Origin of the sequence: Pseudomonas sp. GD03842 (assembly GCF_029841165.1) — a bacterium.
GTDB lineage: Bacteria > Pseudomonadota > Gammaproteobacteria > Pseudomonadales > Pseudomonadaceae > Aquipseudomonas.
The window spans coordinates 69,925-95,608 of the sequence record NZ_JAOCEA010000021.1 but is presented as its reverse complement, the minus strand read 5'-3'; the positions used below and the strand labels follow the sequence as shown (position 1 = coordinate 95,608).

Sequence of the window (25,684 nt, the reverse complement as noted above, 5' to 3'; positions counted from 1 at the left end):
GCGCTCCTACAGGGATCAGCCCGCAGCGATCTTGATGAGCTTGGCGTAATAGAACCCATCATGCCCGCCTACCTGAGCCAGCAGTTGTCGGCCATGGGGTTGTTTCAGCCCGGGCGGCGGATTGCCTGCTTGCCCGGCAATGTCCAGCTCCCTGGCACCCGGTGTCCGGGACAGAAACGCCTCGATCATCTCCGTATTTTCGGTCGGCAGTGTGGAACACGTCGCGTAGAGCAGAATCCCGCCCACTTGGAGGGTTGGCCATAATGCGTCGAGTAACTCGCCCTGCAGCATCGCGAGGGCCGGAATGTCATCGGCCTGGCGTGTCTGCTTGATGTCGGGATGACGACGGATTACGCCGGTGGCCGAACAGGGCGCGTCCAGCAGGATGCGTTGGAACGGCTTGCCATCCCACCATTGGTCGGTAGCGCGGGCGTCGGCGGCAATGAGGTCTGCGCTCAGCCCCAGACGATCGAGGTTCTCTTTGACGCGGACCATGCGCTTGGCTTCCAGGTCCACCGCTACCACGCCGGATAACCCCGTTTGTGCTTCCAGCAGATGGCAGGTCTTGCCTCCCGGCGCGCAGCAGGCATCCAGCACGCGTTGTCCCGGCGCCAGCTCCAGCAGCTCGGCGGCCAGTTGGGCTGCTTCGTCCTGAACGCTGATCCAGCCCTCGGCAAAGCCCGGCAGCGAGCGCACGTCGCCCGGCTCGGTCAGGACGATACCGTCCTGGCTGAAGGTGCTGGCCGTCGCTGCAACGCCTGCGTCCTCCAGCAACTGCAGGTACTGATCGCGGGTTTTGTGGCGGCGATTGACCCGCAGAATCATCGGCGGATGCGCGTTGTTGGCGGTGCAGATGGCTTCCCAGTGCTCAGGCCAAGCGGCCTTGAGCGCTTTTTGCAACCAGCGCGGATGCGCGGTTCGGACTACCGGGTCGTGCTCCAGCTCAGTCAACAACGCCTCGCCCTCACGCTGGGCGCGCCGCAGTACGGCATTGAGTAAGGCCTTGGCCCAGGGCTTTTTCAGTTTGTCAGCGCAACCGACCGTTTCGCCGATGGCAGCGTGGGCTGGGATGCGTGTGTAGAACAGTTGATACAGCCCCACCAACAGCAACGCCTGGACGTCGGTGTCCGCAGCTTTGAACGGCTTCTGCAGCAGTTTTGCCGCCAGGGCCGACAGCCGTGGCTCCCAGCGGGCGGTGCCGAAGGCAAGGTCTTGAGTCAAACCCCGATCCCGGTCATCGACCTTGTCCAGTTGAGCGGGCAGCGAGCTGTTCAGCGATGCCTTGCCGCTGAGCACCGCAGCGAACGCCTTGGCGGCGGCTAAACGCGGGTTCATTGAGCTTCAACCGAGAGGCCGAGCACAGTCCCCGTCGCGAATTTTTCGCGGCGGCTGTTGAACAGGTCGGCGAAGCCCAGCGGCTTGCCACCCGGCAGTTGTAGACGTGTCAGGCGCAAGGCGTTTTGTCCGCAGGCGACGAGCAGGCCCTCCTTGCTGGCATCAAGAATGGTGCCCGGTTCACCCCGCCCTTCGGCGACCTGCGCGGCGAGCACTTTCAAGGTTTCGCCGTTGAGGGTGCTGTGGCAAATGGGCCAAGGATTGAAGGCGCGCACCCGCCGCTCCAGCTCATCGGCCGGACGCGACCAGTCGATACGCGCCTCGTCCTTGTTCAGCTTATGGGCGTAGGTAGCCAAGCTGTCGTCCTGTACTTCGCCGACCAGCGTACCGTTGGCCAGGCCGGCAATGGCCTGCACCACTGCGTGGGGGCCCAGTTCAGCGAGACGATCATGCAAGCGGCCGCCCGTGTCGTCGGCGCTGATCGGGGTGGTGACCTTGAGCAGCATAGGACCGGTGTCCAGACCCGCTTCCATGCGCATCACGGTCACACCGCTCTCGGCATCACCTGCCTCGACAGCGCGCTGAATCGGCGCGGCACCACGCCAGCGTGGCAGAAGCGAGGCGTGACTGTTGATACAGCCCAGACGCGGGATGTCGAGGACCCCTTGCGGGAGGATCAGACCGTAGGCGACCACCACCATCAAGTCGGGCTGGAGCGCGGCCAGTTCTGCCTGAGCCTCCGGCGCCCGCAAGGTCGGTGGTTGGCGCACAGGAATGGCGTGTTGCAGCGCGAGTTGCTTGACCGGGCTGGGCATCAGCTTCTGGCCTCGGCCTGCAGGGCGATCCGGCTGGGTGTAGACCGCGACCACTTCATGAGGGCTGTCCAGCAGGGCTTTGAGGTGTTCGGCGGCGAATTCCGGGGTCCCGGCGAAGACGATGCGCAGTGGCTCGGTCATGGGTTTCTCTTGGGAGGTAGCTTTGAGGAGCGCGCTTGCCCGCGAATAGAGGGTGCTGATGATACGAAGGTGACTGACACAATCGCGGGCAAGCGCGCTCCTACGGTCTGGAAGGCATGGGACGAAACCCGATCAAGCGTTCTGCCTGTGTTGCTTTTCGAGCTTTTTCTTGATCCGGTCACGCTTCAGAGTAGACAGGTAGTCGACGAACAGCTTGCCATTCAGGTGATCGCATTCGTGTTGAATGCATACGGCGAGCAGGCCTTCGGCGATCAACTCGTAGGGTTGCCCGTCGCGGTCAAGGGCTTTGACTTTCACCCGCTGTGGACGGTCTACGTTCTCATAGAAGCCGGGCACCGACAGGCAGCCTTCCTGATACTGATCCATCTCGTCGGTCAGCGGTTCGAGCTCGGGGTTGATGAAAACCCGGGGCTCGCTGCGGTCTTCCGAGAGATCCATTACAACCACGCGCTGGTGTACGTTAACCTGCGTCGCCGCCAGCCCGATGCCTGGCGCTTCGTACATGGTTTCAAACATGTCGTCGACCAACTGGCGAATGCCGTCGTCCACGGCCGCCACCGGTTTGGCGATGGTGCGCAGGCGCGAATCGGGAAATTCGAGAATGTTTAAAATGGCCATATACGTAAGAGTTGCACTTGTAGGGTAAAGTCAAAATCGGCTGCTAGGCTTGGGACGTCGCCAGCGCGGGCAGCCACAGAAGTCTCGCGAGACTCCATGTTTCACGCGAAGCCAACATGATAAAGGGATTCACCGCATGAGGAAATCACTACTCGCCCTGCTGCTGTTGGCCACCACGGGCCTTGTTCAGGCGCAAGTACAACTCAGGGAAGGCCATCCAGAGCAGTACACCGTTGTCGCCGGTGACACCCTTTGGGACATTTCCGGGAAATTTCTCAGCCAGCCATGGCAATGGCCGCAGATCTGGAGGGCCAATCCCCAGGTCCATGATCCCGATCTCATTTACCCCGGCGACACCCTGAACCTCATTTATGTCGACGGCCAGCCCCGAATCGTCGTCAACCGTGGCGAATCACGTGGCACCATCAAGTTATCCCCCCGGGTGCGCAGCACCCCGATCGCCGAAGCCATCCCCACGATTCCCTTGGGCGCGATCAATGCGTTTCTGCTGAACAACCGCATCATGGACCGTGCTCAGCAGTTCGACGATGCGCCGTATGTCGTCGCGGTCAATGGCGAGCGGGTCCTCAGTGGCGCAGGGGACCGCATCTATGCTCGGGGCCACTTCAGCCCTGAACATGTGTCTTATGGCGTTTTCCGCAAGGGCAAAACCTACTTCGATCCCGACACGAACGCTGTGTTGGGCATCAACGCGGACGATATCGGCAGCGGCGAGATCGTTGCCAGCGAGGGTGACATCGGTACGCTGCAAATGCAGCGCTCGACCGAAGAGGTGCGGTTGGGTGATCGCTTGTTCGTCAGTGAGGAGCGCGCGATCAATTCCACATTCGTCCCCAGCGAGCCAAAGCAGCCGATTCAGGGGGTGATTCTGGACGTGCCCCGCGGTGTCACGCAGATCGGCGAATTCGATGTGGTAACGCTGGACCGCGGCAAGCTGGACGGCCTGGTCGAAGGCAACGTGCTGGCGATCTACAAGACCGGCGAAAAGGTGCGTGATCGGGTCACCGGCGAACAGGTCAAGATCCCTGACGAGCGCGCAGGCCTGCTCATGGTATTCCGCACCTATGATCGGCTGAGTTACGGGATGGTCCTGCACGCTACCCGTTCTCTGGCGGTGTCTGACAAGGTCCGCAATCCGTAATCCTATGTATCAGCTTTGAAACGCATTTTCCCACCGGCGTGCTTCACTTATCTAAACGTTGTTAACAGAGTTATCCACAGGCTGTCCTGCCGATTGAGGCAGGCGCCCCATCAAGGAAGAACTCATGCCGTTGTTCGAAAATGCCGGGCAGTCGCCTGCCGAGCTGGAAGCCCGTTTGCGCCTTCATCGATTGCCCGAGATCGGTTCCAGACGTTTCAAAATCCTCATCGATGCCTTTGGCAGCGCGTCCGCCGCGCTCAGTGCGCCTGCCTCAGCCTGGCATTCATTGGGCCTGCCCACCGCCAGCGCGCAGGCCAGGCGCGACCCGGCTGTAAGGGATGGCGCCAGCGCCGCATTGGCCTGGCTAGAGCGGCCGGGCCAGCATTTACGGATGTGGGACGACGCTGATTACCCCGCGCTACTCGCAGAAATCCCCGACCCTCCTCCCCTGCTCTTCGTCGCCGGCGATCCCGCGCTTCTGGACCGTCCACAGCTCGCCATGGTCGGAAGTCGACGCGCTTCCAAGCCAGGATTGGATACCGCCGCTGCCTTTGCCCGCAGCCTGGCAAGTGCTGGATTCGTCATCACCAGTGGCCTTGCACTGGGCATCGACGGCGCCGCCCATCGAGGGGCGCTTGAGGGAAATGGCGCCACAATCGGCGTACTGGGAACGGGCCTCGAAAAACTTTATCCACAGCGGCATCGCGCGTTGGCGGCTGACATGATGGCCCGAGGGGGCGCGGTCATTTCCGAGTTGCCGCTGGACACTGAACCTCAAGCGAGCAATTTCCCGAAACGCAACCGTATCATCAGCGGCCTCTCGCTCGGCGTGTTGGTGGTCGAAGCCAGCGTGGCCAGTGGCTCGCTGATCACGGCGCGGCTTGCTGCGGAACAAGGTCGAGAGGTGTATGCGATTCCTGGGTCGATTCATCACCCTGGCGCCCGAGGCTGCCACCAACTGATTCGAGACGGCGCCATACTCGTTGAAACCATCGAGCACATTCTCGAGGGGGTACAGGGCTGGAAAAACCTTCCGCCCTCGCCGGCACCGGGGCAAGGACGGGCAGTGCCCGATCATCCGCTTCTCGCCTTGTTGCACGCGGCGCCGCAAACCAGCGAGACCTTGGCGAGCAACCTTGGCTGGCCATTGCCCCGGGTTCTGGCTGCGCTGACGGACTTGGAACTCGAGGGTTGCGTGGTGTGTGAGGCTGGACGATGGTTTGCCCGGGCGCGCTGAGGTTACACTGCCCGCCAGCGTTAAATCGGAGAGCGAACGATGGTCAGCAGTTGGCGTGTGCAACAAGCCGCACAAGAGGTTCGGGCCGGGGCGGTGATTGCCTATCCAACCGAAGCGGTTTGGGGGTTGGGATGCGATCCCTGGAATGCCGAAGCGGTGTACCGCTTATTGGCAATCAAAGAGCGGCCGGTGGAAAAGGGGCTGATTCTGATCGCGGACAACATTCGCCAGTTCGACTTTCTCTTCGAGGACTTTCCCGAGCTGTGGATTGACCGCATGGCCAGCACCTGGCCTGGGCCGAATACCTGGCTGGTGCCGCATCAGGGGCTGTTGCCCGACTGGATCACTGGCGGGCGAGATACCGTTGCTCTGCGTGTCAGCGATCATCCCCAGGTCCGCGAATTGTGTGCATTGACTGGCCCGCTCATTTCAACGTCCGCCAACCCGACCGGCCGGCCAGCCGCCCGCTCTCGCTTGCGCATCGAGCAGTACTTTCATGGGCAACTGGACATGGTGCTCAACGGTGCACTGGGCGGACGGCGCAACCCCAGTGTGATTCGGGACTTGGTGACCGCCGAAGTGCTTAGAGCTGGCTGAGTTCGCTTCTTATTCTGGCCGAAGGCCGTAGGAGCGCGGCCCAGAGACGAGCGTGCTCCTACGCCCTTTGGGCAGAAGCGGAACGGGTGATGGCCACGCTCCGCGCCAATGCCTCATGGCACCAGAATGATTGACCCGGTGGTGCGCCGTCCGGAAAGGTCGGTATGCGCTTGAGCTGCGTCCTTCAACGCATATTTCTTGAGGTCATCGACCTTCACCTTGCCACTGGTGACCATCGCAAAAACCTCGTCGGCCATCGCTTGCAGGGCTTCAGGGCCGTTGGCGTAGGAGCCGAGCGTCGGACGGGTGACGTACAGCGAGCCCTTGGAAGCCAGGACGCCAAGGTTCACCCCTGTCACTGCCCCTGACGCATTGCCGAAGCTCACCAGCAATCCTCGTAGCTCCAGGCAATCCAGCGATGTTTCCCAGGTGTCTTTACCCACGCCGTCGTAGACGACCGGGACCTTCTTGCCATCTGTCAGTTCGAGCACCCGCTTGACCACATCTTCCTTGCTGTAATCGATCACTTCCCAAGCACCCAGCGCTTTGGCATGAGCGGCCTTCTCCGCGGAACTGACGGTGCCGATCAAACGCACGCCAGCCGCCTTCGCCCATTGGCAGGCGATGGACCCGACCCCACCGGCCGCTGCGTGAAACAGGATGGTTTCTTCAGGACGGATTTCGTAGGTCTGACGGAACAGGTATTGGACCGTCAGGCCCTTGAGCATGATCGCAGCTGCCTGTTCGAAACTGATGTCGTCTGGCAGCTTGACGACGTTGGCAGCTGGCGTCAGGTGCAATTCTGCGTAGCTGCCCAGCGGGCCAGTACCGTAGCCCACGCGGTCGCCCACCTTGACGTGAGTGACTTCACTGCCGACGGCCTCGACCACGCCAGCCCCTTCATTTCCCAAGCCCGACGGCATGGAGGCAACGGGGTACAGGCCGGTGCGGAAGTAGGTCTCGATGAAGTTGACGCCAATCGCCTTGTTGCGCACGAGGACCTCTTTCGGCCCCGGTTCGGCAGCTTCGAAGTCAACGTATTCGAGGACTTCAGGGCCGCCATGGGCGCGGAACTGGATACGCTTTGCCATATGCTTTCTCCGTCATGGATCGAAACGGCTGGAACAAAACTGAATGCCGTGAAGGGATGTATCGGACTCCTTCGTTCGGTCTTCGTCAACTGCGAGGCTGGTCGAGCAGGTGTATGCTACGCGCCAATTTCGAAGCACCGTTACTTCAAGGTACCGCCATGTCTTTCCGTACTGATGCCGTCAAAGCCTACCTGCTCGATCTACAAGACCGGATCTGCGCGGTCCTGGAACACGAAGACGGCAGCGCTCGTTTCGTCGAAGACGCATGGGAGCGCCCAGCCGGTGGAGGTGGCCGGACCCGGGTGATCGAAAATGGCGAAGTGTTCGAGAAAGGCGGCGTGAATTTTTCCCATGTTTTCGGCGCGGGCCTCCCGCCTTCCGCTAGCGCCCACCGCCCCGAGCTGGCGGGCCGTGGCTTCGAAGCGCTGGGCGTGTCGCTGGTGATGCACCCACATAACCCTCATGTTCCGACCTCCCATGCCAACGTGCGCTTTTTCATCGCCGAGAAAGAGGGCGAAGAACCGGTCTGGTGGTTCGGGGGTGGTTTTGATCTGACCCCCTATTACGGGGTGGAGGAAGACTGCATCCACTGGCACCGTGTGGCCGAGCAAGCCTGTGCTCCGTTCGGGGCCGATGTCTATCCGCGTTACAAGGCCTGGTGCGATCGGTACTTCCACATCAAGCACCGCAATGAACCGCGTGGTGTGGGGGGGCTCTTCTTCGATGATTTGAACGAATGGGATTTCGACACCAGTTTTGCCTTCTTGCGCGCCATCGGTGAGGCGTACATCGAGGCGTACCTGCCCATCGTGCAACGTCGAAGATCCGCGCCGTATACGCCGCAGCAACGCGAATTTCAGGAGTTTCGGCGGGGACGTTATGTGGAATTCAACCTGGTCTACGACCGTGGCACGCTCTTCGGTCTGCAGTCGGGCGGGCGTACAGAGTCGATCCTCATGTCATTGCCGCCTCAGGTTCGCTGGGGTTACGACTGGAAAGCCTCGCCAGGCAGCGAAGAAGCGCGTTTGACGGAGTACTTCCTGCAAGACCGCGACTGGTTGGCCGAGGAGGCCCAATGATGACAGATCAATACGTGGTTTTTGGCAATCCCATCGCTCACAGCAAGTCGCCATTGATCCATCGCCTGTTCGCCGAGCAGACCGGTGAAACCCTGGAGTACCAAACGTCGTTGGCGCCCCTGGATGACTTCACGTCTTTTGCCAGGCGGTTTTTCGAAGCGGGTCGTGGTGCCAACGTCACCGTGCCATTCAAGGAAGAGGCCTATCGTCTGGCCGATCACCTGACCGAGCGAGGCCGTCGCGCGGGTGCGGTGAATACCTTGGCACGTCAGGCGGACGGCAGTTTGTTGGGAGACAACACCGACGGCGCCGGGCTAGTGCGGGACTTGAAAGTGAATCATGGCGTGGCGTTGAGCGATAAGCGCATTTTGTTGCTCGGTGCGGGCGGCGCGGTGCGAGGTGCGCTGGAGCCGTTGCTCGCGGAAACGCCCCACGTACTCGTCATCGCTAACCGCACGGTGGAAAAGGCCGAGCAATTGGCGAAGGAATTCAGTGATCTAGGCCCCGTGCTGCCTGCCGGTTATGACTGGCTCGAAGAGTCTTTCGATATCATTGTCAACGCGACCTCGGCCAGCCTGGCGGGGGCGCTTCCGCCGATTGCTCCCAGCCTGATTCAGCCGGGCAAGACCTTCTGTTACGACATGATGTATGCCAAAGAGCCAACCGCGTTCTGTCGTTGGGCCTCGGAGCATGGTGCCGCACAAGCGGTCGACGGTCTGGGTATGCTGGTTGAGCAGGCCGCCGAGGCCTTTTACCTATGGCGTGGCGTCCGGCCGGAATCGGGGCCGGTGCTGACAGCATTGCGGCGGCTGATGGCTGAGGCGTGATCTGATCTCTGCCGTACGTTCACCCAATCCCTTTGACCAAATGATCGTTCCCGCGCAGAGCGTAGGAACGATCACAGACCCACCGCGCTTTCAAAGGGCTGTCAGGATCACAGCTTCGCTTTGACGGCTGGCAACGCCTCCTTGCCGTCGATGGTTTTCACCCCTTCGAGCCATTTTTCCAGCACCGCCGGGTTGGCCTTGACCCAGCCTTTGACGGCGTCGGCGTTGCTGATTTTCTTGCTGTCCACTTCCTGCATGATGCTGTTTTCCATGTCCTGGGTGAACATCAGGTTAGCGAACAGCTTGGCCACATTGGGGCAGGCGTCGGCGTACCCTTTACGGGTCACGGTGTAAACACTGCCGGTATCACCGAAGTACTTTTCCCCACCCTTGAGGTAGTGCATGCCTTGGATCTGGACGTTCATCGGGTGCGGCGTCCAGCCGAGGAAAACCACGAATTCCTTCTTCTTCACGTTGCGCTTCACTTCGGCGAGCATCGCCTGCTCGCTCGATTCGACCAGCTTCCAGTCGCCCAAGTCGAATTCGTTTTTCTTGATGATTTCCTGAATCGAGGCGTTGGCCGGAGCCCCGGACCCGATGCCATAAATCTTCTTGTGGAATTTGTCGGCGAATTTGTTCAGGTCGGCGAAGTCATGCACGCCTGCGTCATAGACATAGTCCGGGACGGCCAGGGTGAACTCGGTGCCCTCAAGGTTTTTTGCGTATTGCGTCACATCCCCGGTGGCGATGAACTTGTCGTAGAACCCCTGCTGCGCAGGCATCCAGTTACCCAGGAAGACGTCCATCTGACCGTCCTTGAGGCCACCGTAGGCAATGGGTACTGCCAGCGTGTCCACCTTGGTCTTGTAACCCATGCCGTCCAGTAGAAAACCCGCCGTCGCATTGGTCGCAGCGATGTCGCTCCAACCCGGATCGGCCATTCTCACCGTACTGCAGCTGGGTGCGTCAGCGGCGTTTGCGACGACGCTCCCCAGACTCATCACCGCGACCGCCAGTGTTGTGAACAACTTCTTCATGGTGTGCCCCTTTTTTGATTTTCTAGGTGTTGGCAGGGTTCAAGGTTGTGGATAACGGGCCTTGCGCTCCAGATCGTCCAGATCGATATGGTTGCGCATGTATTGCTGACTGGCGTCTACCAGCGGCTGGTGATCCCAACTCTTCAGCTTGCCGAGTGTCAGCGATTGGGCGACGAAGCGCCGACGCCGCTGACTGGCGAGCACCTGATGGTGTATCGCCGGAATGTCCCATTTGGCCTTCGCTTCGGCCAGGAACGCGTTGAACAGGTCGCGGTGGGCCTCGGAATGGCTCAGCTCCTCGCGTTCATTCGGATCGTTGTCCACGTCATACAGCAGACAAGGGTCTTGCTCCGAATAAATGAATTTGTACGCGCCGCGCCGAATCATCATCAGCGGGCTGGTGGTGCCCTCGGCCATGTACTCACCGAACACTTCGTCATGGCCGCCCTCGCCCTGCAGATGCGGCATGAGTGAACGTCCGTCCAGCGGCAGACCGGCTTCAAGCTCGCCATCGGCCAACGCGACAAAGGTCGGCAGCAGGTCAGCAGTGGAAACGGCAGCCTTCACCCGGCCGGGCTTGAACTGACCCGGCGCGTAAACCAGCAATGGCACGCGGGCGGACATTTCGAACCAGTGCATTTTGTACCAGAGGCCTCGTTCGCCCAGCATGTCGCCATGGTCGCCGGAGAACACCACGATGGTGTCGTCGGCCAGGCCGTTGTCTTCCAGGGTTTTCAGCAGCTTGCCGATGTTGTCGTCGATGTAGCTGCAAGCGCCGAAGTAGGCACGGCGGGCGTCGCGGATCTTGTCGTGCGACAGGGGCTTGTCCCACAGGTCGTAGACTTTCAACAGGCGCTGGGAATGCGGGTCCTGATCGGCCTGAGCAATGGGCGCGGCGGGCATCGGGATTTCGTCGTCGCTGTACAGATTCCAATAGTCCTTGGGAATGGTGTACGGGTCGTGCGGGTGGGTCATCGACACGGTCAGGCAGAACGGCTGGTTACGGTCTTCGCGTACCCGGTCGAATAGATATTGTTGAGCCTTGAATACCACTTCCTCATCGAAATCGAGTTGGTTGGTGCGCACACAGGGCCCGGCCTGCAGTACGGATGACATGTTGTGATACCAGGTCGGGCGCACGTCCGGTTCGTCCCAGTTCACGGCCCAGCCGTAGTCGGCCGGGTAGATATCGCTGGTCAACCGTTCTTCGTAACCGTGCAATTGATCCGGGCCGCAAAAGTGCATCTTCCCCGATAGCGCGGTGTGATAACCCAGGCGACGCAGATAATGGGCATAAGTCGGTACATCGGCGGCGAAATCGGCCGCGTTGTCGTAGGCGCCGATCTTGCTGGGCAGTTGGCCGCTCACCAGGGTAAAGCGCGACGGTGCACAGAGCGGGCTATTGCAATAGGCAGCGTCAAACACCACGCCCTCGGCAGCGAGGCGACTCAAATTCGGCATCTTGATCGGGGATCGGGCGTAAATCGGCAACATCGGCGCGGCCATCTGATCGGCCATGATGAAAAGAATGTTCTTGCGCTTCATGTCTTCGCGGCATTCCATAGTGAATATTTATGCGAAATTGCTGGCTTAGAGAATGGAATCCAAGAAGTCAGCGGTAAAGCCCATAAAACGCAATGCCTAGGATAAGCCACGCTTATGTTTGATGCCCTTGGTGAGATCTCTTTGGATTTACTGCGAGGTTTCGAGGCCGCCGCCCGCCTGCGCAGCTTTACAGCGGCTGCCATCGAGCTCGGCACCACCCAGCCCGCCATTAGCCAACAAATCAAAAGGTTAGAAGAACAATTGGCAACGCGCCTGTTCGACCGCATTTATCGCGGCATTGAGCTGACCGACGCCGGCGAGATCCTCTTCAACCATGTACAAGCCGGTTTGCAGTCGATGGACGCAGGGCTGAGTCTCATCACTGAGCAGCATCAGCACGAGGTTTTGCAGGTCGCGACCGACTTCGCCTTTGCTGCCTATTGGCTGATGCCGCGTCTGCATCGTTTCCATAAGGAGAACCCCGACGTGGACGTCAGCCTCGTCACCAGCGAGCGCAGCCACAGCATGCTGCGTGCGGATATCGATGTGGCAGTGCTGTTTGGTGATGGACGCTTCAAACAGGGCGAGAGCCATTGGCTGTTCAGTGAGGAAGTGTTTCCGGTGTGCAGTCCTAAACTGATCGCCGGGCGTGAACTGCCGTTACGGCCCGAAGCGTTGAAGGAGTTTCCCCTGCTGCACTTGCGTGGCGAGGGCGGCAATAACTGGTTCGATTGGGGCGGCGTGTTTCGCGCCTTGAACATCGCTCAAGCGCCTGCGCCGGGGCAGTTGCGGTTCGACAATTACACGTTGCTGATTCAGGCGGCGATTGGCGGGCAAGGCGTTGCGATTGGCTGGCGGCATCTGGTGGATGATTTGCTGGATCAGGGCTTGCTGTGCCGTCCCGTCGAGGCTGCGGCTATTTCTGCTTACGGCTATTACATCGTTTTGCCCCAGCGCAAACGACGTGTACAGATTATGCAGCGGTTCGTCGATTGGTTAAGAAGTGAACAGACGATGAGCGGGGATTTGTTGGCGGGTAAGCCGTTGCCATCTATTGCCGTTTGAGGTTTGTCGCGTTCCCTGTAGCAGTACACATTTTGAGGACTGAGCATGTCATCCACCGAGGGCTACCATGCCCACGTTTACTTCGACGCGCAAACCCTCTCGCAGGCGCGGGCCTTGTGCGAGAGCGTTGCGGCGAAATTCGATATTCGTATGGGGCGCGTGCACGAACGCTCTGTGGGGCCGCATCCGGACTGGAGTTGCCAACTGGCGTTCAGCCATGAGCAGTTCGCTGATGTGATGCTTTACCTGGCCTTGAATCGTGGCGGGTTGGTGATCTTCACGCATCCGCTGACTGGCGATGATCTGGCGGATCACACTGAACACGCGATCTGGATGGGCGGTGTGCGGGAGCTGAATGTGGGGATGTTCAGGAAGTGATGGATCGTTGATCGTACCCACGCTCTGCGTGGGTATGCATTTAGCGACGCTCCGCGTCGCATGGGCCGCGGAGCAGCCCGACCGGTGTTCCCACGCAGAGCGTGGGAACAATCGAGGTTGGAGCGCGCGGCTTAGTTCAGCACACCATCCAGAATTTCGTAAACGATCCCGCTGCCAATCGCGACCAGCACGATGTCCGGGCCGAGGCGGCGCCATTCGTAGCCGTCGTAGCGTGGCAGGTATTCCAGCGAGCGGCGTCCAGACGGCGGCCATAGCCATGGGGCAGCGGACGACCCTTCACGATGTGCACGTTCGGCGGCAGCGGCTGGCCGCGCCCGATGATTTCACGGTGTTCCTGAATCGTGCGGCGAACGTCGCCGAAATCAGCAGGAGGGCGTCCGCCACCGCCATGATTCTCAGGGCGATGATCATTGCCACGATTATTCTGCGGGCCACCTTGCGGGCCATGGTCCTGATGCTGGCCAGGGCCATGGTCGTCGTAGCCGCCACGCCGATCGGGCGGCGCGGCCTGCACCAGTGCGCTTGCGCTGACCAGCAACGCGCCCAGCCCGGCGACCAAACGCTTCGAGACTTTCATACAGCGTGCTCCTGACCAAATTCGAGTCAGCAGAAAGGGGTTCAGACACAGGTCCTGAACCCCTTTGCTGTATTGCTTAGTCTGCTAACGAAGGCGGAGATTCCTCTGCATCAGAACTTTACCTTCAGGATACGCGGGCCTTACGAACACCTTCTGACAGCTCCGAACACAGCTTCAATACGCCGCTGACTGCTTGATTCGCTGAAGGTGCATTGGCGATCTGATCGATCAGTGCCGAGCCCACCACTACGCCATCGGCAATCCGTGCAATGGCGGCCGCCTGGTCCGGAGTGCGAATCCCGAAACCCACACTGATGGGCAGATCCGAGTGGCGACGCAGACGTGCTACCGCATCTTTGACGTGGTCGATGGTCGCCGACCCGGCGCCGGTCACGCCCGCTACCGACACGTAATACACAAAACCCGAGCTGCCATTGAGCACTGTCGGCAGCCGACTGTCGTCGGTGGTTGGCGTGGTCAGGCGGATGAAGTCCAGACCGGCGTCCTGGGCGGGATCACACAACTCGGCGTTATGTTCTGGCGGCAGATCCACCACGATCAGGCCATCGACCCCCGCCTCGTGCGCCTCTGAAATGAAGCGCTCAACGCCGTAGTTATGAATCGGATTGTAGTAACCCATCAACACCAGCGGGGTGGTGCTGTCGTCAGCGCGGAACTCACGCACCATTTGCAGCGTTTTTGCCAGGTTCTGCTTGGCGCCCAGCGCGCGGATGTTGGCCAACTGAATGGCCGGGCCGTCCGCCATGGGATCGGTAAACGGCATGCCGAGCTCGATGACGTCGGCACCGGCTTTCGGCAGCCCTTTGAGGATTGCCAGCGAGGTGTCGTATGCCGGGTCACCTGCGGTGATGAAGGTCACCAGGGCGGCGCGGTTGTGTTGTTTCAGCTCGGCAAAGCGAGTCTGCAGGCGGCTCATCAATGTTTCTCCTGCTGGGACAGATCCAAGTGGTGCATCACGGTTTGCATGTCCTTGTCGCCGCGACCGGACAGGTTGACCACCATCAGGTGATCCTTAGGCAGCGTCGGGGCGCGTTTGAACACTTCGGCGAGGGCATGGGCGCTTTCCAGGGCCGGGATGATGCCCTCCAGACGGCAGCACTGGTGGAAGGCGGCCAAGGCTTCGTCATCGGTGATCGAGGTGTATTCGACGCGTCCGATGTCATGCAACCACGCGTGTTCCGGCCCGATGCCAGGGTAATCAAGACCGGCGGAGATCGAGTGGGCGTCGATGATCTGGCCATCTTCATCTTGCAGCAGGAAGGTGCGGTTACCGTGCAGCACGCCCGCCACGCCGCCGTTCAAGCTGGCCGCGTGTTGCCCTGTTTCGATACCGTGGCCGGCCGCTTCCACCCCAACGATGCGCACGGTGGTGTCATCCAGGAAGGGGTGAAACAAGCCCATGGCGTTGGAGCCGCCACCGATGCAGGCAATCAGGCTGTCGGGCAGACGGCCTTCCTGTGCCTGGAGTTGCTCACGCGTTTCCTTGCCGATCACCGCCTGAAAATCGCGGACCATGGCCGGATACGGGTGTGGACCGGCCACAGTGCCGATCAGGTAGAAGGTGCTGTCGACATTGGTCACCCAGTCACGCAACGCTTCGTTCATCGCGTCTTTCAGCGTGCCGGTGCCCGCTACCACCGGAATGACCGTGGCGCCGAGCAGCTTCATGCGGAATACGTTTGCCTGCTGGCGTTCGATGTCGGTGGTGCCCATGTAGATCACGCATTCCAGACCGAACCGTGCGGCCACCGTGGCCGTGGCCACGCCGTGCATGCCCGCGCCGGTTTCGGCGATGATGCGCTTCTTGCCCATGCGTCGCGCCAGCAGAATCTGGCCGATGCAGTTGTTGATCTTGTGCGCGCCGGTGTGGTTGAGCTCTTCGCGCTTCAGGTAAATCTTCGCCCCGCCGCAGTGCTCGGTGAGACGTTCTGCGAAATACAGCGGGCTTGGACGACCGACATAGTCACGCTGGAAATAGGCCAATTCTTTCTGGAAGGCCGGATCGTTCTTCGCCGCTTCGTATTCGCGGTTCAGGTCGAGAATCAACGGCATCAGGGTTTCAGCGACGTAGCGGCCGCCGAAGGCACCGAACATACCCCGGTCGTCCGGGCCAGTGCGGTATTGGGTCTGAGTCTGGGACATGAGAACCTCCAGGTGACGAATGCATTGAGCCGTTAGGCAGTGCGCACACTTTAACCAGCGTCATGGCCGGTGAAAACCGATAAGATTGCCGCAACCTGTCAGAAAAACTCACAGATCATATGAGCCGGGAACTGCCACCTCTCAACGCCCTGCGCGCCTTCGAAGCCGCCGCTCGCTTGAACAGCGTTAGCCTGGCGGCTGAGCACCTGCACGTTACGCATGGGGCTGTCAGCCGTCAGATCAAGGTCCTTGAAGAGCATCTTGGGGTCAGCCTGTTCAGCAAGGAGGGGCGTGGCTTGAAACTCACAGATGCGGGTCTCAAGTTGCGCGAAGTCAGTGGCGAGGCGTTTGACCGGCTGCGCAGCGTCTGCAACGAACTGAGCCACGGCGGCGCCGATGCGCCATTCGTACTGGGGTGTTCTGGGAGCCTGCTGGCGCGCTGGTTCATTCCGAGACTGGGCCGTTTGAACGCGGACTTGCCTGATCTGCGCTTGCACCTGTCCGCGGGTGAAGGTGATCTGGATCCTCGTCGCCCCGGTCTGGATGCCCTGCTTATTTTTGCCGAACCTCCCTGGCCGGCGGACATGCAGGTTTACGAGTTGGCCCGTGAGCGGATAGGCCCGGTACTGAGCCCGCGCTTCGCGAGCTTCGAAGCGCTTCGACACGCACCGGCCGATGCTCTGCTGAGCGAGCCGTTGTTGCGGACACTTTCCCGGCCACAGGCTTGGCCCAGCTGGGCGAGGCATTGGCATATCGACCCTGACGCGCTCACCTACGGTCAGAGTTTCGAGCATTTGTATTATCTGTTGGAGGCGGCCGTTTCGGGCCTTGGGATTGCCATCGCACCGGAGCCGCTGGTGGCGGACGATGTGAAAGCAGGACGCCTCGCTGCGCCATGGGGTTTCAGCGAAACCCCGGCGCAACTGGCGTTATGGGTGCCCAAGCGGGTGGCTGACGGGCGGGCTCGACAGCTGGCCGACTGGCTCAGACGGGAGTTGGCCCGGCCAGGCCAGGCCTGATCAATTGCTGCGCTTGCACAGCAGGTAGGCGGCCAGCAAACCGATCGCGCCCACGGCCACACCGGCGGTGGTCCAAGGGTGCTCCTGAGCGTAGTCCCGGGTGGCAACGCTGGCTTCGCGGGTCTTGACCTTGGCGTCCTCGTAGACATCGCTCAACAGGCTACGCGAATGGCTCAGCGCGCTTTCAGCGTTGGCTTTGAGGGTCTTCAAGGTTTTGCGCGACTCGTCCGAAGCGTCCGATTTCAGGCTTTCCAACGACTTGAGCAAGCTTTCGATTTCAGCTTCCATACTTTGCAACGACGCTTTACGGGATGACGTGAATGCCATGATTGACTCTCCTGCGGTGATGGGTGGCGTGTGATGATTCCGACTACAGGGTTTTCAGAAAGTGCAGTGCGGTTTCGGTGGCGCGTTTTTTCTGAACTTTCCGGCCGCTTCGCCCGCCAGACAGAGACAGCGATTTTTCACTGCTACGCTGCAATCGAGACCACTTGAGGAGTTCTGCCATGTCTGATCACCACACGTACAAGATTCTTGAACTGGTCGGCTCATCGACCACTAGCACCGACGATGCAATTCAGAATGCCATCGCCCAGGCTGCCAAAAGCGTGAAGTTTCTGGAATGGTTCGAAGTGCTGGAGACCCGCGGTCACATCCAGGACGGCAAGGTGGCGCACTTTCAAGTGACCCTCAAAGTGGGTTTCCGCATCGACAACAGCTAATGAACTTTCAAACTGGCTGAATGCCATAATTTGCGCTACACAGACCGTGTCGCTTTTGAGAGCGGCGGGTCTCCTGTATCGGGCCGCCTCCTCAGGCGGCCCTTTTTGCGTCCGAGACGCCTGACCAGGGAGTGTGACCGATGAAGAAGATTCTTTTGGCGGTAGGATTATTGAGCATGGCAGGCACCACCTTTGCGGCGGGCAAGTCGTGCGATGACGTGAAAGCGGATATCGACGCGAAGATCAAGGCGAAGGGCGTTGCGTCCTACACCCTTGAGGCCGTCGACAAAGGCAATGCAGCAGATGGCAAGGTCGTCGGCACTTGCGAAGGCGGTAGTAAGGAAATCGTCTACAAGCGCGGCTGATTGGCCCATCGGAGCCTCTGAAAAACCGACGCCATCCGTGTCGGTTTCTCACGTGCCCTCCCCCCGTCACCCGACCTCATTCGGCTAGCTGTTTACCCGGGTCTTCAGCGTTTCGTCGACGTCGATGATCGTCCCAATACTTCCTCACCAGAGAGGCCCGGCAGAACGCTGAGCGTCCATCGTCGGCAATCCGGGGCCTGGGTACGATCATTCGACTGCCCTATTCACCGAAAAAGCATCCTGACCGTGGGGAGAGGGTTTTGAACCTCAGCCTCGTGCGACCTGCGCCAGAATCTCGTATGAGCGCAAGCGGTCCGCGTGCTCGTACATGTCACAGGTGAAGATCAGTTCATCGGCGTTGGTCTGTTCCAACAGGACGTCGAGTTTGGCGCGGATCTTTTCAGGGCCCCCTACCATGGCCAACCCCAAGAAATCCATCACCGCTTCGCGTTCGTGAGGCAACCACAAGCCATTCATGGTTTCGACGGGAGGCCGCTGCATCAGGCTCTGTCCGCGCATCAGGTTGAGAATGCGCTGATACACAGACGTCACCAGGTACTCGGCCTGCTCATCGGTATCGGCCGCCGCAAGCGGTACGCCCAGCATCACGTAAGGCTTGTCGAGCACGGCCGAAGGCTGGAAGTGATTGCGGTAGACTCGGATGGCCTCGTGCATGTAACGAGGGGCAAAGTGTGAGGCGAAGGCATACGGCAAGCCCCGTTGCCCCGCGAGCTGTGCGCTGAACAGGCTGGAGCCCAATAACCAGATCGGCACGTTGGTGCCGGTGCCGGGGACGGCGATGACCCGCTGATGAGGCTGGCGCGGCCCGAGGTAGCTCATCAGTTCCGCCACGTCGTCCGGGAAGTCGTCTGCGCTGCCGGAACGCTCACGGCGCAGGGCGCGGGCGGTCATTTGATCCGAGCCAGGGGCTCGGCCCAAACCCAGATCGATACGATCAGGGTACAAGCTTGCCAGGGTGCCGAATTGTTCAGCGATCACCAGTGGCGCGTGGTTAGGAAGCATCACGCCGCCGGAACCCACGCGGATGGTCGATGTGCCACCGGCCAGATAGGCCAGCAGCGTGGATGTCGCCGAGCTGGCGATGCCATCCATGTTGTGATGCTCGGCCACCCAGAAGCGGGTGTAACCCCATTTCTCGACGTGTTGCGCCAGATCCAGCGAGTTGCGCAGCGAGGCCGCCGGGCCTTTGTCTTCGCGCACGGGCACGAGATCGAGGGTAGAAATTTTCACATCAGTCAGGCGTTTCATAGGCTGTGGTGAATCCTCTTGGGAGGCTGAGTCGGGCGCCGAACTAAAAGCGGCGCGAGAACGAAGCCAGCGTTAAGCCTAAATATTTGCGTTAAGGCACTAGGATACGTCCGGATTCTGAGGTTGCAATGGGGTGATGGAAATTTCCTACTAATTTGGTCGGATTTATTCTTGGCCAGGCGAGATAAAGCACAGTTGTCACAACCTTTGAACTAAGAGCCGCCTACACTCCTCAGACTTTTGGTCAATGTGCGAGCCGTTCGCACTTATCACATGAGGAGACACCATGAGCATCGTCAAGAAAGCATCCGCCCATTGGGAAGGTGATCTGAAGTCCGGCATCGGTAGCATCTCCACGGAAACCGGCGTGTTGCGCGAAGCCCCTTACGGTTTCAAGGCGCGTTTCGAAGGCGGCAAAGGCACCAACCCTGAGGAGTTGATCGGCGCGGCCCACGCCGGCTGTTTTTCGATGGCCCTGTCGATGATCCTCGGTAACGCCAACCTCAAGGCCGACAGCATCGACACCCAGGCTGAAGTCACGTTGGATCAGGTCGATGGCGGCTTCGCGATCACCGCTGTGCATCTGATTCTCAAGGCGAAGGTTCCGGGAGCCACTCAGGAACAATTCGATGAATTGACCAAAGCGGCCAAAGAAGGCTGCCCTGTGTCCAAGGTGCTGAATGCCAAGATCACTTTGGACGCTACGCTCCTGAGCTGATCGGGCCGAACGCTTGCCCCCTAATGACCCGCTCGTGCGGGTCATTTGCGTTGCAGAACCCGGCGTGGGTCGCGCGGTCAGATCAAGGTCCCATGCACATCGCGCGGCGTCGAAGGAGTCAAGCATGAAACGCATCGCCATCACCCTGTTTCTCAGCGCACTGACCACCAGCGTGTTCGCCGCTCCCAAGCCTTGCGAAGAGCTCAAGGCCGAGATCGAAGCCAAAGTTCAGGCACAGAACGTCAGCTCGTACACGCTTGAGATCGTCAGCAATGAAGAGGTCCACGATCAGAACATGGTTGTGGGCTCGTGCGACAACGGCACGAGAAAAATCATTTACCAGAAAAACGATCGGTAGACGTTCTGCCAGACGAACATGCGCGGTTGGCCCGGCGATAGCGCTAGGGAATGCAGTAGATTTCCCCTTCATTCGCGAGCACCTTGCGCTGCTCGTCCCGCAGTTGCGCATCGATACTGTTAGCGATGTGGCGGACATCCAGACGGTACCGATGGCCGGCTTCGAAGTGGTCGTAGTCGATCGTGACGTAGCAGGTCAGCTCGTTGTAGATATCCATCGATAACCCCAACCCTCCTGGTGCGTACTCATAGTCGTAGCGCACCTCCAGCGTGTGTTTGCCGGGTGTCACCTGAAAATATCGACCGTCTTCCGTGCGTCTGCCATCAAGCTTATCGGCCATCAACGTCTTGCCTGTGTAGGTATGCAAGTCCACCCAGGCTTGTTGCGGGTCGACGGCAGGCAGCGGCCCCGCGCATCCGGCCAGCAGGCTCAAGGCTATGATCGACAGGGGCAAACGCATGACGGACTCCGCATTCAGGCAGTTGGACGAGGGTGGTTGCGTCAGAGGTCGGGTGTGCGGCATAACGCAGGCTTTATACCCTTCCTGTATTTCGACGTTAAGGCGCGCATGAATCGTTCGATGACCTTGTGGTTCCGGCGCGGCTTGCCGCTGCTGGCGATGTTACTCCTCGGCGGCTGCTCCAGTCTTTCCTATTACAGCCAATTGGCCCAAGGACAGCTTGCGTTGTTGCGCGCGCGCGAGCCGGTCACTCGAGTGGTCAACGACCCCCAGCGTGACCCGACGCTGCGTGCCCGCTTGCATACCGCACAGCAGGCCCGCGATTTTGCCAGCCAGCACCTGCACCTGCCGGATAACCAGAGCTATCGCCTGTATGCGGATATCCATCGGCCTTACGTGGTGTGGAACGTCTTCGCCACCGGCGAGTTTTCGCTCGAGCCCGTAACGCACTGTTTCCCCATCGCCGGTTGTGTCGCTTATCGCGGTTACTACGACCAGAACGCTGCGCGGGGAGAAGCGGCGTTGCAGAAGCTCGAAGGCAAGGACGTCTATGTCAGTGGCGTGGAGGCGTATTCGACACTGGGATGGTTCGACGATCCGATCATGAGCTCAATGATGACGTGGGGCGATGAACGCTTGGCAACGCTGATATTCCATGAACTGGCGCACCAACGGGTCTACGTCAAGGATGACAGCGAGTTCAATGAGTCCTACGCCACTTTCGTCGAAGAGGAGGGCACCCGGCAGTGGCGTGCTGCGCGGGGATTGCCGCCCGAGACGGCGTCTTCCGAGACCCGGCGGCGGGATCAGTTGACGCAGTTGGTGCTCGACACACGCGAGCGCCTGAAACGCCTCTACGCCGAACCCTTGAGTCCCGTCGTCATGCGCCAGCGCAAGGTGGCTGAGTTCGAACGTCTGCGGGCTCGGTATCGCGATTTACGCGATGGCCAATGGGGCGGCGACAAACGATTCGATGCCTGGGTGTACGCACCGATGAATAACGCCAGGTTGTTGCCTATCGGTTTGTACGACCAATGGACCCCCGCCTTCGCCGCGCTCTTCAGGCAGGTGCACGGCGATTGGTCTGCATTTTTTACCGCAGTGGAGCAACTGGGTGAGCTGCCTGCCGATAGGCGAAAGGCGGCGTTGGAGCGGTTGATGAAACCTGCTGGCTAACCCAATCTGTAGGAGCGCGCTTGGTCTAGGCCGCATTCGGACGATGGCGTAGTGTCTGTCACTGCAGATGCCTGAGACAGATCGCCATCGTCCGAATGCGGCGCCAGACCAAGCGCGCTCCTGCTCGTAGCATCTTCAGCGCTTCAAGAACGCCTGATGCAGTGCACTCAACGAGGCGAAATGGTAGGTCGGCGCTTCGGCTAGCAGTTCTTCTCGGCTGCCAAATCCGTACCCTACCGCCACGACGTCCAGCCCGTTGCGCTTGCCGCCGATCAGGTCATGCTTGCGATCACCGATCATCAGCGTTTGCTTCGGATCCAGCGCTTCCTCATCCAGCAGATGTCGGATCAGCTCGACTTTATCGGTGCGCGTGCCGTCCAGTTCGCTGCCGTAGATCACCTTGAAATGACGCGCGAAGTCGAAATGGCGGGCGATTTCGTGAGCGAAGACCCATGGCTTGGACGTCGCGATGAACAGCGTGCGTTCTTGATCTGACAACAGGTCGAGCAGCTCGAAGACGCCATCGAACACCCGATTTTCATACAGCCCGGTCACCTTGAAGCGTTCGCGGTAGAAACCCACGGCTTCCCACGCCTTGGCCTCGTCGAAACCGTAGGCGTGCATGAATTGCTCGAGCAGTGGCGGACCGATGAAGTGCTCCAGCCGGGCAATGTCCGGTTCCGCGATGCCCAGCTTGCTCAAGGCGTATTGGATCGACCGGGTAATGCCTTCGCGAGGGTCAGTCAGGGTGCCGTCCAGGTCGAACAGAATATTCTGGTAATGCATGGTATCTCTCAACAGCGTGAGGAGCGTTCAGCCGCAGCACGCTCCACGGAATGTTTTACCGAAACAGCGCGTGGCGCTTCAGCACGGCTGGTCGAAACCTTCGGCCAGGTGCTGGTCCTTGAGCTTGACGTAGTTGGTTGCGCTGTAGGGGAAGAACGCCAGTTCTTTCTCGGTGAGCGGGCGAACCTGCTTCACCGGCCGCCCCACATACAGAAAACCGCGCTCCAGCCGCTTGCCGGGCGGCACCAGGCTGCCCGCGCCGATGATCACCTCGTCCTCCACCACCGCGCCATCCATGAGGGTGCTCCCCATGCCGATCAGGATACGGTTGCCGATGGTGCAGCCATGCAACATGACCTTATGACCGATGGTCACTTCATCGCCGATGATTAGCGGGAACCCATCTGGGTTGAACGGTCCGGCATGGGTGATGTGCAGCACACTGCCGTCCTGAACGCTGGTGCGCGCACCGATGCGGATGCGGTGCATGTCGCCGCGAATGACCGTGAGCGGCCAGACTGAGCTGTCGGCACCGATTTCAACGTCACCGATGACAACCGCCGAATGATCGACGAAGGCCCGCTCCCCAAGGGTTGGCGTGTGATTCTGGAACGTGCGAATGGCCACAATAGGCTCCCTCTTTGGCACTGATAGCTCGGCTACCCCTGTTAGATAGCTGCGGTGAGCGTCGATTGTAATTAAGATGCTCGGGTGTTTCTCCCAGCCAAGGTGCCAAACCGTGAGCGCGAACAACCCTCTTTTGCAATCGTACGACCTGCCACCTTTCTCGGCGATCCGCGCCGAGCACGTAAAACCCGCCATTGACCAGATTCTCGCCGACAACCGCGCTGCGATTGCCGACATTCTTGCCCAACAAGGTTCGCAGCCCACCTGGGCCGGCCTGGTGCTGGCGATGGACGAATTGAACGACCGCCTGGGTGCCGCGTGGAGCCCCGTCAGCCACCTGAATGCCGTTTGCAACAGCGCCGAGTTGCGCGACGCCTATGAGTCCTGCTTGCCTGCATTGAGCGCTTACTCGACGGAAATGGGTCAGAACCGCGAACTCTTCCAGGCTTTCGAGGCTCTGGCCAACAGCCCCGAAGCGGCCCATTTCGACGTCGCGCAGAAAACCATTCTGGAGCACTCCCTGCGAGATTTTCGCCTGTCGGGCATCGACCTGCCGCCGGAGCAGCAAAAGCGTTATGCCGAAGTGCAGAGCAAGCTGTCGGAGCTGGGAAGCCAATTCTCTAACCAGTTGCTCGACGCCACCCAAGCCTGGACCAAACACGTCACCGACGAAGCGGCGCTGGCGGGTCTGACGGATTCGGCCAAGGCGCAGATGGCCGCTGCAGCCAAGGCCAAAGACCTCGATGGCTACCTGATCACCCTGGAGTTTCCGAGTTACTACGCGGTAATGACCTACGCCCAAGACCGCGCCCTGCGCGAAGAAGTCTATGCCGCGTACTGCACCCGCGCGTCGGATCAAGGCCCGAATGCGGGTAAGAACGATAACGGTCCGGTCATGGAACAGATCCTGGATCTGCGTCAGGAACTGGCAAAATTGCTGGGGTTTGCCAGCTTCTCCGAGCTGAGCCTGGCGACAAAGATGGCCGAATCCAGCGATCAGGTGCTGAGCTTCCTGCGCGATCTGGCCAAGCGCAGCAAGCCGTTTGCCGCTCAAGACCTGCAACAGCTCAAGGCGTATGCCGCTGAGCAAGGCTGCCCGGATCTTCAAAGTTGGGACAGCGGGTTCTATGGCGAAAAATTGCGCGAGCAGCGCTACAGCGTTTCTCAGGAAGCCCTGCGCGCCTACTTCCCGATCGACAAGGTGTTGAGCGGCCTGTTCGCCATCGTACAAAAACTGTATGGCATCGAAATCGCCGAGCTGAAAGGCTTCGACACATGGCACCCGGACGTTCGCCTGTTCGAAATCAAGGACAACGGCCAGCACGTTGGCCGCTTCTTCTTCGACCTGTATGCACGCGCCAACAAACGTGGCGGTGCGTGGATGGACGGCGCCCGTGATCGTCGTCGCACCTTGGACGGCGCCTTGCAGAGCCCGGTGGCCAACCTGGTGTGCAACTTCACTCCTGCGGTGGCGGGCAAGCCTGCGCTGCTGACTCACGATGAAGTGACCACGCTGTTCCACGAATTCGGTCATGGCCTGCATCATTTGCTGACGCGCGTCGAGCACGCGGGTGCATCGGGCATCAATGGCGTGGCGTGGGATGCGGTCGAGCTGCCTAGCCAGTTCATGGAAAACTGGTGCTGGGAACCGGAAGGCCTGGCGTTGATCTCGGGCCATTACGAAACGGGCGAGCCACTTCCTCAGGACCTGCTGGAAAAAATGCTCGCGGCGAAAAACTTCCAGTCGGGGCTGATGATGGTCCGCCAATTGGAGTTCTCGCTGTTCGATTTCGAGCTGCACGCCACCCACGGCGATGGCCGCAGTACCCTTCAGGTGCTGGAAGACGTGCGTGATGAAGTATCGGTCATGCGGCCTCCGGCGTACAACCGTTTTCCCAACAGCTTCGCGCACATTTTCGCTGGCGGTTATGCGGCGGGGTACTACAGCTATAAGTGGGCGGAAGTGCTGTCGGCTGATGCGTTTTCGAGATTCGAAGAGGACGGCGTGCTCAATCCCGAGACTGGCCGCGCGTTCCGCGAGGCGATCCTGGCCCGTGGCGGATCGCAGGCACCGATGGTGCTGTTCGTCGACTTCCGCGGACGGGAGCCTTCGATTGACGCACTCTTGCGCCATTCCGGCCTGAGTGAGGACGCGGCAGCATGACCGATACACCGCAGGTGATTACCAAGAAACGCTTCATTGCTGGGGCGGTATGCCCGGCGTGCAGCGAGCCTGACAAGCTGATGATGTGGAGCGAAAACGACGTTCCGCATCGCGAGTGCGTGCATTGCGGGTATTCGGACACGCTCAACGCACAAGGCCAGTCGATTCCCAAGGAGCTTGGGACTCGGGTCAATCAGGAGAAAGCCAAACCGGCCAATCCCAAGGTTCAAGGGGTGCAATTCTTCCCCAATCCGAAGCTGAAGAAGCCGGTTGATCCGAACTGACCGGCTCTTTCAACTCGCCTCACCCAC

Annotated in this window: 28 protein-coding genes and 1 pseudogene; 15 read left to right on the top strand and 14 right to left on the bottom strand. The window is 60.2% G+C overall.

Features of this window, described 5'->3' with window-relative positions:
- Positions 1-15: 15 nt before the first annotated feature.
- The 3 genes from rsmB to def all read right to left on the bottom strand — a co-directional run bounded on the left by rsmB (position 16) and on the right by def (position 2,930).
- Entirely contained in the window at positions 16-1,335 is a 1,320-nt protein-coding gene (rsmB, locus tag N5D61_RS24000) for a 16S rRNA (cytosine(967)-C(5))-methyltransferase RsmB (RefSeq protein ID WP_279894427.1), read from the bottom strand.
- Positions 1,332-2,291 carry a methionyl-tRNA formyltransferase gene (fmt, locus tag N5D61_RS23995; RefSeq protein ID WP_279894426.1) on the bottom strand — a complete coding sequence of 320 codons (960 nt, stop codon included), beginning with the start codon at positions 2,289-2,291 and terminating at the stop codon, positions 1,332-1,334. The genes rsmB and fmt overlap by 4 nt, the downstream gene beginning before the upstream one ends.
- A gap of 132 nt (positions 2,292-2,423) precedes the next feature.
- Positions 2,424-2,930 (bottom strand): peptide deformylase, encoded by a 507-nt coding sequence (gene def / locus N5D61_RS23990; protein WP_108236350.1) that lies wholly within the window; start codon positions 2,928-2,930, stop codon positions 2,424-2,426.
- A 136-nt stretch (positions 2,931-3,066) separates the two neighbouring features.
- Here def and N5D61_RS23985 point away from each other — a divergent pair, with 136 nt between their 5' ends.
- From N5D61_RS23985 to N5D61_RS23975, 3 genes are all read left to right on the top strand, one after another.
- Entirely contained in the window at positions 3,067-4,092 is a 1,026-nt protein-coding gene (locus N5D61_RS23985) for a LysM domain-containing protein (RefSeq protein ID WP_279894425.1), read from the top strand.
- A 124-nt stretch (positions 4,093-4,216) separates the two neighbouring features.
- Entirely contained in the window at positions 4,217-5,329 is a 1,113-nt protein-coding gene (gene dprA, locus N5D61_RS23980; RefSeq protein ID WP_279894424.1) for a DNA-processing protein DprA, read from the top strand.
- A 39-nt stretch (positions 5,330-5,368) separates the two neighbouring features.
- Positions 5,369-5,926 carry an L-threonylcarbamoyladenylate synthase gene (locus N5D61_RS23975; RefSeq protein WP_108236353.1) on the top strand — a complete coding sequence of 186 codons (558 nt, stop codon included), beginning with the start codon at positions 5,369-5,371 and terminating at the stop codon, positions 5,924-5,926.
- A 113-nt stretch (positions 5,927-6,039) separates the two neighbouring features.
- Here the strand turns inward: N5D61_RS23975 and N5D61_RS23970 are convergent, their stop codons facing one another.
- Positions 6,040-7,017, bottom strand: a complete 978-nt coding sequence (locus N5D61_RS23970) for an NADPH:quinone reductase (RefSeq protein WP_279894423.1) — start codon at positions 7,015-7,017, stop codon at positions 6,040-6,042.
- A gap of 158 nt (positions 7,018-7,175) precedes the next feature.
- Between N5D61_RS23970 and hemF the strand changes: the two genes are divergently transcribed.
- Together hemF and aroE are read left to right on the top strand one after the other, a co-directional pair.
- Entirely contained in the window at positions 7,176-8,096 is a 921-nt protein-coding gene (gene hemF, locus N5D61_RS23965) for an oxygen-dependent coproporphyrinogen oxidase (RefSeq protein WP_279894422.1), read from the top strand.
- Positions 8,096-8,923, top strand: coding sequence for a shikimate dehydrogenase (gene aroE, locus N5D61_RS23960; RefSeq protein WP_279894430.1), 828 nt, complete (start codon positions 8,096-8,098; stop codon positions 8,921-8,923). The genes hemF and aroE overlap by 1 nt, the downstream gene beginning before the upstream one ends.
- A gap of 107 nt (positions 8,924-9,030) precedes the next feature.
- Here aroE and choX read toward each other — a convergent pair whose 3' ends face one another.
- Positions 9,031-9,960: a choline ABC transporter substrate-binding protein gene (choX, locus tag N5D61_RS23955; RefSeq protein WP_279894421.1), complete on the bottom strand. Its 930-nt coding sequence runs from the start codon at positions 9,958-9,960 to the stop codon at positions 9,031-9,033.
- Positions 9,961-9,999: 39 nt separating this feature from the next.
- On the bottom strand, positions 10,000-11,505 hold the full coding sequence (gene betC / locus N5D61_RS23950; protein ID WP_279894420.1) for a choline-sulfatase: 1,506 nt from the start codon (positions 11,503-11,505) through the stop codon (positions 10,000-10,002).
- Positions 11,506-11,619: 114 nt separating this feature from the next.
- Here betC and N5D61_RS23945 point away from each other — a divergent pair, with 114 nt between their 5' ends.
- Entirely contained in the window at positions 11,620-12,570 is a 951-nt protein-coding gene (locus N5D61_RS23945; RefSeq protein ID WP_279894419.1) for a LysR family transcriptional regulator, read from the top strand.
- A gap of 45 nt (positions 12,571-12,615) precedes the next feature.
- Positions 12,616-12,948 carry a DOPA 4,5-dioxygenase family protein gene (locus tag N5D61_RS23940; protein ID WP_279894418.1) on the top strand — a complete coding sequence of 111 codons (333 nt, stop codon included), beginning with the start codon at positions 12,616-12,618 and terminating at the stop codon, positions 12,946-12,948.
- 131 nt (positions 12,949-13,079) lie between these two features.
- Here N5D61_RS23940 and N5D61_RS23935 read toward each other — a convergent pair.
- The 3 genes and pseudogenes from N5D61_RS23935 to trpB form a co-directional block, all read right to left on the bottom strand.
- Positions 13,080-13,546: pseudogene (locus N5D61_RS23935) on the bottom strand (anti-virulence regulator CigR family protein).
- A 124-nt stretch (positions 13,547-13,670) separates the two neighbouring features.
- On the bottom strand, positions 13,671-14,483 hold the full coding sequence (gene trpA / locus N5D61_RS23930; RefSeq protein ID WP_279894417.1) for a tryptophan synthase subunit alpha: 813 nt from the start codon (positions 14,481-14,483) through the stop codon (positions 13,671-13,673).
- Positions 14,483-15,709 carry a tryptophan synthase subunit beta gene (gene trpB, locus N5D61_RS23925; RefSeq protein ID WP_279894416.1) on the bottom strand — a complete coding sequence of 409 codons (1,227 nt, stop codon included), beginning with the start codon at positions 15,707-15,709 and terminating at the stop codon, positions 14,483-14,485. The genes trpA and trpB overlap by 1 nt, the downstream gene beginning before the upstream one ends.
- Positions 15,710-15,828: 119 nt before the next feature.
- On the opposite strand from trpB, the gene N5D61_RS23920 reads away from it, so the two are divergent.
- A complete protein-coding gene (locus tag N5D61_RS23920) occupies positions 15,829-16,728 on the top strand; it encodes a LysR family transcriptional regulator (protein WP_108236362.1) in 900 nt (299 codons plus the stop codon).
- Here the strand turns inward: N5D61_RS23920 and N5D61_RS23915 are convergent, their stop codons facing one another.
- A complete protein-coding gene (locus N5D61_RS23915) occupies positions 16,729-17,055 on the bottom strand; it encodes a DUF883 family protein (RefSeq protein ID WP_108236363.1) in 327 nt (108 codons plus the stop codon).
- A gap of 179 nt (positions 17,056-17,234) precedes the next feature.
- Here N5D61_RS23915 and N5D61_RS23910 point away from each other — a divergent pair, with 179 nt between their 5' ends.
- Together N5D61_RS23910 and N5D61_RS23905 are read left to right on the top strand one after the other, a co-directional pair.
- On the top strand, positions 17,235-17,450 hold the full coding sequence (locus N5D61_RS23910; protein WP_108236364.1) for a dodecin: 216 nt from the start codon (positions 17,235-17,237) through the stop codon (positions 17,448-17,450).
- A 140-nt stretch (positions 17,451-17,590) separates the two neighbouring features.
- Positions 17,591-17,815 (top strand): DUF1161 domain-containing protein, encoded by a 225-nt coding sequence (locus N5D61_RS23905; protein ID WP_108236365.1) that lies wholly within the window; start codon positions 17,591-17,593, stop codon positions 17,813-17,815.
- Between the two features lie 267 nt (positions 17,816-18,082).
- On the opposite strand, the gene N5D61_RS23900 is transcribed toward N5D61_RS23905, so the two are convergent.
- Positions 18,083-19,084 carry an LLM class flavin-dependent oxidoreductase gene (locus tag N5D61_RS23900; RefSeq protein ID WP_108236366.1) on the bottom strand — a complete coding sequence of 334 codons (1,002 nt, stop codon included), beginning with the start codon at positions 19,082-19,084 and terminating at the stop codon, positions 18,083-18,085.
- A gap of 286 nt (positions 19,085-19,370) precedes the next feature.
- On the opposite strand from N5D61_RS23900, the gene N5D61_RS23895 reads away from it, so the two are divergent.
- Together N5D61_RS23895 and N5D61_RS23890 are read left to right on the top strand one after the other, a co-directional pair.
- Positions 19,371-19,802 carry an OsmC family protein gene (locus N5D61_RS23895; protein WP_108236367.1) on the top strand — a complete coding sequence of 144 codons (432 nt, stop codon included), beginning with the start codon at positions 19,371-19,373 and terminating at the stop codon, positions 19,800-19,802.
- Between the two features lie 124 nt (positions 19,803-19,926).
- Positions 19,927-20,160 (top strand): DUF1161 domain-containing protein, encoded by a 234-nt coding sequence (locus N5D61_RS23890; RefSeq protein ID WP_108236368.1) that lies wholly within the window; start codon positions 19,927-19,929, stop codon positions 20,158-20,160.
- 43 nt (positions 20,161-20,203) lie between these two features.
- Here the strand turns inward: N5D61_RS23890 and N5D61_RS23885 are convergent, their stop codons facing one another.
- On the bottom strand, positions 20,204-20,620 hold the full coding sequence (locus N5D61_RS23885) for a hypothetical protein (protein WP_108236369.1): 417 nt from the start codon (positions 20,618-20,620) through the stop codon (positions 20,204-20,206).
- Between the two features lie 120 nt (positions 20,621-20,740).
- On the opposite strand from N5D61_RS23885, the gene N5D61_RS23880 reads away from it, so the two are divergent.
- Positions 20,741-21,796: an aminopeptidase gene (locus tag N5D61_RS23880; RefSeq protein WP_256601163.1), complete on the top strand. Its 1,056-nt coding sequence runs from the start codon at positions 20,741-20,743 to the stop codon at positions 21,794-21,796.
- Between the two features lie 135 nt (positions 21,797-21,931).
- Here the strand turns inward: N5D61_RS23880 and N5D61_RS23875 are convergent, their stop codons facing one another.
- Positions 21,932-22,582, bottom strand: a complete 651-nt coding sequence (locus N5D61_RS23875) for an HAD family hydrolase (RefSeq protein ID WP_279894415.1) — start codon at positions 22,580-22,582, stop codon at positions 21,932-21,934.
- 78 nt (positions 22,583-22,660) lie between these two features.
- Positions 22,661-23,209 carry a gamma carbonic anhydrase family protein gene (locus tag N5D61_RS23870; RefSeq protein WP_279894414.1) on the bottom strand — a complete coding sequence of 183 codons (549 nt, stop codon included), beginning with the start codon at positions 23,207-23,209 and terminating at the stop codon, positions 22,661-22,663.
- A gap of 112 nt (positions 23,210-23,321) precedes the next feature.
- Between N5D61_RS23870 and prlC the strand changes: the two genes are divergently transcribed.
- Together prlC and N5D61_RS23860 are read left to right on the top strand one after the other, a co-directional pair.
- On the top strand, positions 23,322-25,373 hold the full coding sequence (gene prlC, locus N5D61_RS23865; RefSeq protein ID WP_279894413.1) for an oligopeptidase A: 2,052 nt from the start codon (positions 23,322-23,324) through the stop codon (positions 25,371-25,373).
- Complete coding sequence (locus N5D61_RS23860) at positions 25,370-25,657, top strand: YheV family putative zinc ribbon protein (protein WP_279894412.1); 288 nt, start codon at positions 25,370-25,372, stop codon at positions 25,655-25,657. Before prlC ends, N5D61_RS23860 begins: the two co-directional genes overlap by 4 nt.
- Positions 25,658-25,684: the final 27 nt, after the last annotated feature.